The following is a 10209-nucleotide window of genomic DNA, read 5'->3' as shown; positions in this document are numbered from 1 at the left end:
CCTTTGGACTTCTTGGGCTTGTCCGCTTTCAGGCTCTTGTCTTGCGCCTTGTCCTGCTTCTCTTTCTGCTTGGCGGTGGGCTTCTGCTGTCCTTGTTTCAGCGGCTCTTTGCCCTGCTTGGTGGCTTCGTTGGTCTTGCCCTCTGTATTGACTGCTACCTGTGTCCGGCTCTCGGCGGCGGGGGTAACGTCTTTCGGCTGCACCTTGTCGGGTGATTTGCCCTGTGCGCTTGGCTGCACATGGCCGTTGAACTCCACGCCCTTGCCGTCCTTTATCCCGGCTACCTGCTGCTGCCCCTGCTGTAAGAACTGGACTGCGGCACGGGGCAGGAACTCCAAGCCACGCTCCACCGCACTGACCTGCAAATAGGCACTGCGCTTCGTGCCGTCCCTGAATTGCAGGTTTTCCATTTTGACCGCTTGCCCGGCTTCAAAGGCGGCTTTCTGCTCCGGGCTGACTTTCACGTTGCAGATTGTATCGGGGCATTTCCATTTGTCTGCCCGCATGTACTCCAGTTCGTGCGTGTACCTGTCCCGGCTGACGAACACGGGGATTTGGTCGCCGCTTTTCGGGTCTTTGATTTGGGCGATGCCGCCCAAGTTGCCAGTACCCTGCAAGTTGCCCTGTTCCTGCTTGGTGAACTCGTGTTCATGGAACGGGCGTTGCAACAACTTTTCATCCTGCTGTACGCCGTGCAGTTTGGGTACTACCGTGCCGTCCTTAGCCTGATAGAAAGAGAGTTTGACATCGGTAGGTTTGAGGTAAAAGCCGCCTACCGTCCCCGAAACGGTGTAGGTATTGCGGGACTTGTAGCCACGCATCACCCGGTCGAAGTCTTTCGTGTTTTTCAGGGTGTCGGCGGTGATGCCGACTTTTTTCAAGTTCTCCCAGTCGATTTTTGCCGGGTCGAAGCGGTAGCCCTGCTTGAACTCATGGAAGTCGGGCTTCGGAACTCGTAGCATTCCCGTTCGTTTGTTGCCCTCCGGGGTCGGGTTGCGGTGGTTGTCCTCGATTGCCTTTGCGTTACGCTCCGCTTCGGAAGCCCTCACGCTGAAAAGTTCCAGCCCGGAAGTGTCCTGAAACTTACGGTAGAAGTTGGAAAGGAAGTTGCTGAACACATCGCTGTTCTTGTCCACCTGCACGAACTCGCTGCCATGTGTCGGCGATACGGTCTGCAAATTGCCCTCCTTGTCGATACCCTTGACGGCACTCACTTTTCCCTGCTGTTTATCCAAGACCAGCAGCACGTCTTTTTCCTGCCCCTCTGCGGGCGGGGTCATTCTGTTTGCCATAAATAATTGGAATTTTAGTGGTTACGGGAATAATCCCGCCCAAAGGTAGCCACTAAATATGCTATATTTGGATAGGCGGAAAGGAGTGTCCGTATTTGTCCTGTATTGTCTTGATTTGTCCGGGTAGGATGAATTACAAATTACTGCAATTAATGGTTGCAGAATTGGAAACGGGCATAAAAAAGAGAGCGAAATTAATCACTCTCTTTAGATGAGCCATTTGTGAGCCATTTGGATATGCCATTTATAGCTTATAATCAACACATTATAAATATTAGCATTATATCCTTGATACGTTAGTGAGCCATTTAGGTGTATAATAAGTTCCTTTACCCACTTTACCCTGCATTTCCAGCCAGTCATTCATTTGCTGGAGTATGCGGGATGCTGTCGGCTTGCTTACCCCCAAAATATTCTGTACGTCCGAGTTCGTGACACGTCCGTTCTTGGCTGCATACTCGACAACTGAAATATACCTTTCATCCACCCGCTGCGCCAATAGTTGCGAACGTATATCGGTATAATAGGTAATCATCAGACCGCTTAACATTTCAAGTTTGGGCGGCAACAGCTTGTATGCGCTGACCGCTTCCAAAATACGCTTGTAACCACGTCCCCAGCTTTCAATGTCCCCGCTTCTGAAAAAGGCGTTGGCGATTAGCGGATTATAGGGAGTGGACGGGTGGCTTTCAAAAAGTTTCTCCGTTGTCCAGTTCTCCGGCAACTGCCCGGCGTTCCAAAAAGTGATATGGTCGGGGAACACGCTAATCTGAATGGGTACGGCACTGGCGTAATCTTTATGGGCTATGGCATTCATCAGTGACTCCCTGACAGCTTCCACCGGAAACTGCGGCGTTTCACGCCGGGATATACCCTCGTATGAAATGCGGTAAATCAGGTATTTGGTCTTTATCAAGTCCATTGCCTTGTCCACCTGCTCCATTAAAGAGCCGTGAACCTCGTCTTGAAACTCCAAGTTACCTTTATCGTCCCGGAAGAAACCTATCTTGATATATGCCCCGGTTACAAACCGTTCCGGGTCAGGGTGGAACAACAGCAAGGCGGCACGGGTCAAATGTCGGGTATCATCGTCTATTAGTCGTAAATCGTGCAACAGGTGTTCGGTCTTATCGTTCAAAACACCCTCGTCCACACGTCCGCTTCTCGCTGCTTCCTTACGGAAGCGGTCTAATGCGTTTGCCGACAATTCCTCTACTTTGGCTCTTTCTATGGGAAATTCATCCCAATGCCTGCCAGTGCGTTGCAGGATAAAGCGGTTCAATGCCGCACCTTTCAATTCCTGCTTTGTGCTGCCGCTGCGGTAATGGTACTGCCCCTTGTAATTGATAGGGTTTGAATAAGGCGGCACGTCAATCTCGATATATTTCAGCCCGTTTTCTTCCAGCAGGTTCACGTCCACGATGATACCCAGCACGTCACGCACTTTGTTCGGTATGTCCTCCAGCAGCTTGTCGGCATCGGCGACACCGACCACCTTACCGCTGTCATTCATACCTATATATATCTTGCCGCCTGTGGCGTTGGCAAAACCGCATATCCATTTCAGATACTCGTCACGCCAGCTTTCTTTCCATTCTATATTTTGGTTTTCATTCATAATCATTTCTTTGGTTGCAAAATTAGTAAAAATACTGTGGGTCAGGAAAGAATATCTGTTATTCTTCTTCCCTTATCAGGTGGCATAACTCCGGGTCGTTCTTAATGCGGGTTATCTCGTCCTCGACTATCTGCCGGACTTCCTGACGGATGCGGTCGTAGTTGGCTTGTATTTCCTCCTGCATCCGGTCGTTGCCGTCCTTGTCCGTGAAGTCGATAATCTGCGGAAGTTTCACGTAGCGTACGGTTTCCCGCTTCACCTTTTCATTGTCCACCACGATTTCACAGTGGAAAATCTTCTGCTCTATCCGTTCATCGAAGTTGTCCGCCACCGCACCCACGAACATGCCTTGCGTGAGGTTGGATATTTTGCTGGCGGGTATCAGGCTGTCCATTTGGGTGCTTATCGAGGTGGACTTCTCCCGCTGGTTGATTGTCATGCTCTGCCGTTTCTGCAACACCTTACCGAAACGTTCGGAAAGGATTTTCGCCGTTTCGCCGACCACCTGACCGCTGAACACGTTACCCACGGTATTTTGTATCACCCGGCTCTCCTTGTCCCCGTAGTCCCGTGTAAGCTGGCTGTAATCCTGAAAGCCCAGCAGAACCGCCACCTTGTTGCTTCGGGCGGTGGCTATCAAGTTATCAAGTCCCCGAAAATAAATTGTTGGCAACTCGTCTATTACCACCGAACTTTTAAGCTGACCTTTCTTGTTTATCAGCTTCACTATTCTACTGTTATACAATCCCAGTGCCGCCGAATAGATGTTCTGACGGTCGGGATTGTTGCCGACAACCAGTATTTTAGGCTCTTGCGGGTTGTTGATGTCCAGTGAAAAATCATCACCCGTCATTACCCAGTAAAGTGCCGGGCTTATCATGCGGGAAAGCGGGATTTTGGCACTCGCTATCTGCCCCTGCAACTGTTCATTAGCTTCAGATTCCCAAGCATCCACGAATGGAGAAAGGTAGTTTTCCAGTTCGGGATAGCTGCGCAAAATCGTGAACACATCGGCGTATTTCTTGTTCAACAGTTCTATGGCATGGGGAAACGTGCAATACTTACCGCCCTGATAGATACGCAAATACCAAATTATAGCCGCCAAAAGGATAATCGGGCTTTCCACAAAAAAGTCGCCCTGCTTGCTTATCCAAGAGCGGTTCAAGTTGAGCATAATCGTGTAGCTGGCTTCGTAGGCATCCGCAATGTCCGACATGAAGCTGGCGTTTATCGGATTGCATCGGTGGCTCTTGCGGGGGTCGTCAAAATTGATAATGTAGAATTTAGGCTTGACTTTATAGCCGTCCAAGTGGTTAAGCAGATGATTGTAAGCGATTTCCGACAGGTCGGGAAACTTGTAATCATAACAATAGAGTGCAAAACCTTTCTCGATTTGCTGTTTTATGTAGCTGTTTACCACGGCATACGACTTACCGCTGCCCGGTGTTCCCAATACAAGGCTGGCACGGAACGGGTTTACCACGTTCACCCAACCGTTGTTCCACTTCTTGTTATAATAGAACCGGGTCGGCAGGTTTACGGAATACTCGTTCTCGATAAGCCTTGTTTCCTGCTGGAAACTTTCATTTTCCATGTTAAAGACATCTTCCATAAGGTTGTTCTTCAAAAGCCGGGACATCCATGTGCCCGCCATGAGCATACAGATATAGCCCACCGACAGCGTGGCGATATAAAACACTGTACCTGCCGTGTGTGGTAGGGGAAGTTCCAGCAGCCACCAGTTCAGGAAGAACAGCACCACACCCGCCGCAAGGCTGCAATGTATCTTCGTCCACGTTATCTTTTCCTCTTTCACACCCTTAGTGCCGATGCACGACAGGATAAGGAACACCACGGAGAAAAGTTTCGTCCAAAGGACGGACGAGAACAGCCCGGTGGTGCGCTGGAAGTTCCACAGTATCTTGTCTATCACTTCAAACGTCACTCCCCACTCTTTCAGGGTGGAGTAACAGAACCAGTACACGTTTATTCCCACGAATAGAATACTGACAGCCCGCATAAAGTCCATGACCCTTGCAAGCCCTCTCAAATCATCTTCTTGTTGCATGATTGTAATGTTTTTTTAAGTTAGTCGATGCGCCTTGTGCGCTTCTTTTTCTTCTTCTTTCTCTTTTGGCGGGCGGTGTCCTGCGGATCGTCACCGCCTGATGTACCGCCGCCCAACAAACCACCAAAAGCACCCAGCACGGAAGCCACACCCGAAACGATGTCGGCTTTCGGCGTGAACCCCGGCTGTTCCTGATGCGTGGATTGTTCCTGCCGTGGTACTGCCATTTCAGGCTGGTGCATATTTTCTGTTTCCCCCGAAAAGCGTTCGTTGAACACGTTCGCCGAATACTCCTTGCCCAATCGTGAACCGTTCAGCACCACCCGGCTGTCGTGGTCGATGAACGTAACGCCATAGATGCGCCCGCTGTCGTTCTGACGGAATACCACGTCAATGCCCTGTTTCTTTAGCTGCTGTTCCAGTCCCTTGCGGCTACGGGCAGTCTGCATGGCAGTGGCTACAATCTTCCGGGTACGCTCTTTCAGTTTCCCGTTCTTGATTGCTTCGCCCGATTTCTCCATTCTGCGCTGCACCGTTTCATAGCCCACCGACTTGCCGATGCGGGATGCCTTTACCGGGTTGCCCACCTTTTCGCCCTTGTCGTTCATAGCGGAATAGACTATGCCCTGATAAGGTTTGCCGTTTATCTCGCCCTTGACTTCCTCGGCGTACACGTTGTAAGTAGTAAGCAAAGCCTTGTACTCCCCGAACGACTGGAAGCGGTAGCCGTAGCAAGCCGCTTTCACGGTATTGCCGATTTGGTGTTTCACGTCCCCGGCGGTGTAGTCCACCTTTTTAAGTTCCGGGCGTTCGGCACGTTCCTTTCGCTCTGCCGGGTGAAGCCCATATATCTTTTCCAGTTCACGGGTTATCTGCTTGCTGCGCCGATGCTCGAACTTGTCATTCAGCGGTCTGCCGTTCTCGTCCACCCGCAAGCCAACGATGTGGATATGGTGGCGGTCGATGTCTGTATGCTTGTACACCAAATAGGGCTGGTCGCCATAACCCAACTTCTGCATATACTCCCGTGCGATGTCGGAAAGCTGCTGGTCGGTCAGCACGTCTTCCGGGTGCGGGTTTATGGAAATATGAAGTATCGGCTTCTTGGTGGATAGCTGGACGGGCATCTGCATTTCAAAGCTGCGCATACACTCGCCGATAGAGAAATGCCCGTCCTCACTTAACAGCATCCGGTTGGAGAAAAGCACCCTTGCTTCCTCGCTGTCCACCTTGTTTTGGTTGTAAACCAGTGCGCCGAACATATTGCCGCCCGTGCTTATTTTGGCAACCATAGTTCCTTACACTCGTTTGTCAGGTCGATAACCTGACGGTTCAACACAACCAGTTCGGTAGTCGCTTTCTCCAGTTTATAGAGAAAAGCCAGTGCCTTTTTCTCCGAAAAGTTACTATTCAGAACCTTTACCACTTGGTTGTAATTGACCGCTACCGCCCGGAACTGGGCATAAAATTCGGTCAGCCGGGCGCAATATTCTACTGCCGATTTGTCCACTTTCACCACCCGGAACGGCTCGCCGAACAACCGGGCGGCAATGAAACGGGACTTGCTCGTGACGCCCGACTGCTCCCACTGCGAGAGGAAGCGGGCGTTCTCTCGGTCGTTCAGGTAAAGGACATGGCGATGCTTCGCCGGGTCTGCGAGGGCGGGGCGACCGCCCTTGTTAGATTTTCTTGTTTCCATGCTTCTTTGGATTAAAAAATTACGACTTCGGAGTGATTTTTACCCCCGCAAGGGGCAAGGCGTTTTCAGGCACGGAAAACGGTTCTATGTGCCATAGAACACACCTTGCTATTTTCTGGCGAAAATCGAAATCCGTCACGGACGGATTGGGGTTAGCGTGAAACGGAAAGCCCAGCCATTAACCTGCCCGGTTTTACACCCCTGCCCCCTGCGGTTCGTTACTCCGTTGCAAAGTAACGGTGATTTATAATGCTGTGAAATAGTCGGTTGGTGGACAAAACGGGACAACGCAGGACAAATCGGGACACATCTGAAAACGGACGTTTTTTCTTCTTTTATTTGCAGAAGATTTCAAGATTGAAAGCAATATGGAAAGCCATAGCCCAAGCAAGGAAGATTGGCTGAAAGCAAGACTTCAAGAAAGCGGGATTTCAGTATTTCAAGAAAGAATGAAAGCAAGAAAACAATAAAACAATATTGAAATAAAACAGTCTTTCAATATTTCAAGACAGCAATATTGAGAGATAGAAACAATGAAAAAAATACAGAATGATTGAAAGCAATAAACAAATCTATCAACCAACAATGAAAGGAAGCAATATGGAAAACGAGAAAACACCCCTTTATGTCGCCTTTTCCACCCAAAAGGGCGGGGTCGGCAAAACCACCTTTACCGTGCTGGCGGCGAGTTACCTCTACTACCTCAAAGGTTACGATGTGGCGGTGGTGGATTGCGATTACCCCCAACACTCCATTGCCGGGATGCGCAAGCGAGATGCCGAGCAGGTCGGGGCGGATGAAGATTACAAGCGCATGGCGTATGAACAGTTTACCCGGCTGGGAAAGAAAGCCTACCCGGTGCTGTGCAGTTCGCCCGAAAAGGCGATTGCAACGGCTGACGAATATATAGCCGCCGGACACGTACCGGATATAGTGTTTTTCGACCTGCCCGGCACGGTGAATAGTGAGGGCGTTATCAACTCCCTTGCGGGCATGGACTATATTTTCACCCCGATTTCAGCCGACAAGGTGGTGCTGGAAAGCAGCCTGTCGTTCGCAATGGCTATCCAAAAGCTATTAGTGAGGAATGAAGCCTGCCGACTTGCCGGGCTGTATCTCTTTTGGAACATGGTGGACGGGCGGGAGAAAACAGACCTTTACGCCGCCTATGACAAAACCATTAAGGAACTGGAACTGCCGCTGATGAAAACCTTTATCCCCGACACCAAACGCTACAAAAAAGAACTGGTGGCAGATAAAAAGGCGGTGTTCCGCTCCACGCTCTTTCCCGCCAGCCGCCCGCTGGTCAGGGGAAGCAACTTGGAAGAACTGATAACGGAAATAGTGTATTACATCAAATTACAGTGATATGGCAAAGCAAAGCGGCGGTATGCCGAAGATAGACGAGGATTTTATGAAAGAACTTATCTCGCAGGGCGTACCAGCCAAGCGGGAGAACCTGCCGGATGATGCGCCACTGCCCGGTGGAGAAAAGGTTATTACCCAAGAGGGACAACAAGAGGAAGTGGTACGGGTGGAGAAACCGACACCCCGCAGGCGCAAGGGCGGCACGGGCGACTACCGGGAAACCTACTTTCAGAAAGTGGAGCTGACCGACCGACAGCCTTTGTACGTGAGCCGCACAACCCACGAGAAGCTGATGCGTATCGTGACGGTGATAGGCGGGCGAAAGGTAACGGTAAGCAGCTACGTGGAGAATATTCTACTGCGCCACTTCGAGCAATACCAAGACGAGATAAACGCCCTGTACGAAAGCCACTTCCAAAAGCCCTTTTAGCTATGGTAATCTATTGCATACTTACCGGACTTTTGGCGTACTATATCGCCCTGTGGCTATGGTATCGCTACACGGACAACAGAAGTTCCGAAAAGGGGACAAGCGACAAGACTGTTCCCGAAAGTCAGGCAAACGGCTACACGCTGGTAGGTGAAAGCCGATACAAGGGTGGACTAATCGGGACAGCGCAGGACAAATCGGGACACCTCCCGCAAGCGGTTGAAAATGATACTATTTTTGCGCCGCAGGCTGGCGAACAGCTGGAAGAAAACATTTCGGAAGCAACACCCGAAGCGGAAGAAACGCCCGGTTACGAGAATGACGAACCCGACTACGAGGACGAGGAAATAGCCGGGTACATGGACGGTGACGATGATACCGGGCGGGCTACGGGCGTGAGCTTTGACGAACTGGGCGAAGCGGTACGCACGGCGAACGCCGATAACCCCACCGAAGCGGAACAGCGGCAAGCCGCCGGGACGCTGGAAAGGATTGAGGGGACGAACCTCTACAATGCGGTGGTGGAGAACATCAACGGCGGGCTGGCAAAGGTAGCGGAACTGTTGGGGCGCAACGAAGCGGAACTGGCTACGGCTGCTGGAACTGGCAATACAAGCAAGGAACACGAAGCGTTCGACATGAACGACTTCCTTTAATATAATAATGTATAAGACTGACAACATGAAACAGCGTGATTACGGTTGATTGGCAACCCTAAAACCAACAGACGGCATCCGTGCCGCAGCCACTAAAATTTCAAGTTATTCATCCGCCGGGTGACAGCGGACTATCCACCCGCTACCCCGGCATTAAAATCCAATTCGCAATGAAAAAGAAAATCTTTTTGTCGGCGGCTATCCTTGCCGCTGCGGTAAGTGCCTACGCACAGGGCAACGGGCAGGCGGGTATCACCGAAGCCACGAACCTAATCACCGGGTATTTCGACCCCGGAACAAAATTGGTGTACGCAATCGGGGCGGTCTGCGGCTTGATTGGCGGGGTAAAAGTGTATAACAAATTTTCAAGCGGTGACCCCGACACCTCAAAGACTGCCGCCAGTTGGTTCGGGGCATGTATCTTTTTAATTGTCGCCGCCACTATCCTACGGTCGTTCTTCCTATAAACCAGCGGCTATGTCTGAATATCCGGTAAACAGGGGTATCGGAAAGCCGGTGGAGTTCAAGGGGCTGAAAAGCCAGTACCTTTTCATCTTTTGCGGCGGCTTGCTCGCCGTCTTCGTGGTGTTCATCGTCCTGTTCATGGCAGGCGTGAACCAATGGCTATGTATCGGTTTCATCGTGTCGGCTTCGCTGCTGCTCGTATGGCAGACGTTCCGGCTCAATGCCCGGTATGGCACACACGGGCTGATGAAAGCAGCCGCCCGCAAAAGACACCCCCGCTTCATTATCAGCCGAAAGGCGATACCCCGATTATTCAACTACAAAAGAAGAAAGGAAGAAAGACCATGAGGAATATATTAAAGGCTACCACGCTGGAAAGGAAATTTCCACTTTTGGCGGTAGAGAACGGCTGCATCATTTCAAAGGATGCCGACATCACGGTGGCTTTCCGGGTGGAACTGCCCGAACTGTTCACCGTCACCAGTGCCGAGTACGAAGCCATACATTCGGCATGGTACAAGGCAATCAAGGTGCTGCCCGACTACTCCATAGTACACAAGCAGGACTTCTTCATCAAGGAGAACTACCAGCCCGACACCGAAAGGGACGAGCT

The 10209-nt window shown here is 50.9% G+C and carries 11 protein-coding genes; 6 read left to right on the top strand and 5 right to left on the bottom strand.

Going from position 1 to position 10209, the window contains the following annotated elements:
* The 5 genes from I2F54_RS15985 to mobA form a co-directional block, all read right to left on the bottom strand.
* Positions 1-1292 (bottom strand): DUF4099 domain-containing protein (locus tag I2F54_RS15985; protein ID WP_195501881.1); only part of this gene is annotated, 1292 nt, incomplete at its 3' end.
* 280 nt (positions 1293-1572) lie between these two features.
* On the bottom strand, positions 1573-2910 hold the full coding sequence (locus I2F54_RS15980) for an RNA-binding domain-containing protein (RefSeq protein WP_195501879.1): 1338 nt from the start codon (positions 2908-2910) through the stop codon (positions 1573-1575).
* 58 nt (positions 2911-2968) lie between these two features.
* The gene (gene mobC, locus I2F54_RS15975) at positions 2969-4978 is read right to left on the bottom strand and encodes a conjugal transfer protein MobC (RefSeq protein WP_195501877.1); all 2010 of its coding nucleotides are present in this window, start codon (positions 4976-4978) and stop codon (positions 2969-2971) included.
* Between the two features lie 20 nt (positions 4979-4998).
* Positions 4999-6270 (bottom strand): conjugal transfer protein MobB, encoded by a 1272-nt coding sequence (gene mobB / locus I2F54_RS15970; RefSeq protein ID WP_195501875.1) that lies wholly within the window; start codon positions 6268-6270, stop codon positions 4999-5001.
* On the bottom strand, positions 6255-6677 hold the full coding sequence (mobA, locus tag I2F54_RS15965; RefSeq protein WP_195501873.1) for a conjugal transfer protein MobA: 423 nt from the start codon (positions 6675-6677) through the stop codon (positions 6255-6257). Before mobA ends, mobB begins: the two co-directional genes overlap by 16 nt.
* 585 nt (positions 6678-7262) lie before the next feature.
* On the opposite strand from mobA, the gene I2F54_RS15960 reads away from it, so the two are divergent.
* The 6 genes from I2F54_RS15960 to I2F54_RS15935 all read left to right on the top strand — a co-directional run.
* Positions 7263-8045: a ParA family protein gene (locus I2F54_RS15960; protein WP_195501883.1), complete on the top strand. Its 783-nt coding sequence runs from the start codon at positions 7263-7265 to the stop codon at positions 8043-8045.
* Position 8046: 1 nt separating this feature from the next.
* Complete coding sequence (locus I2F54_RS15955; RefSeq protein WP_195501872.1) at positions 8047-8475, top strand: DUF3408 domain-containing protein; 429 nt, start codon at positions 8047-8049, stop codon at positions 8473-8475.
* A 2-nt stretch (positions 8476-8477) separates the two neighbouring features.
* Positions 8478-9131: a hypothetical protein gene (locus I2F54_RS15950; protein WP_195501870.1), complete on the top strand. Its 654-nt coding sequence runs from the start codon at positions 8478-8480 to the stop codon at positions 9129-9131.
* A gap of 170 nt (positions 9132-9301) precedes the next feature.
* On the top strand, positions 9302-9598 hold the full coding sequence (locus tag I2F54_RS15945; RefSeq protein WP_005856081.1) for a DUF4134 domain-containing protein: 297 nt from the start codon (positions 9302-9304) through the stop codon (positions 9596-9598).
* Between the two features lie 10 nt (positions 9599-9608).
* Complete coding sequence (locus I2F54_RS15940; RefSeq protein ID WP_195501868.1) at positions 9609-9944, top strand: DUF4133 domain-containing protein; 336 nt, start codon at positions 9609-9611, stop codon at positions 9942-9944.
* On the top strand, positions 9941-10209 hold a 269-nt coding region (locus I2F54_RS15935; RefSeq protein ID WP_195501866.1), incomplete at its 3' end, for a DUF3875 domain-containing protein. The genes I2F54_RS15940 and I2F54_RS15935, both read left to right, overlap by 4 nt.

It is taken from the genome of Bacteroides clarus (assembly GCF_015555825.1).
GTDB classification, from domain to species: Bacteria; Bacteroidota; Bacteroidia; order Bacteroidales; family Bacteroidaceae; genus Bacteroides; species Bacteroides clarus.
The sequence above is the reverse complement of the archived record's forward strand: the minus strand, read 5'-3'. Positions and strand labels throughout refer to the sequence as shown.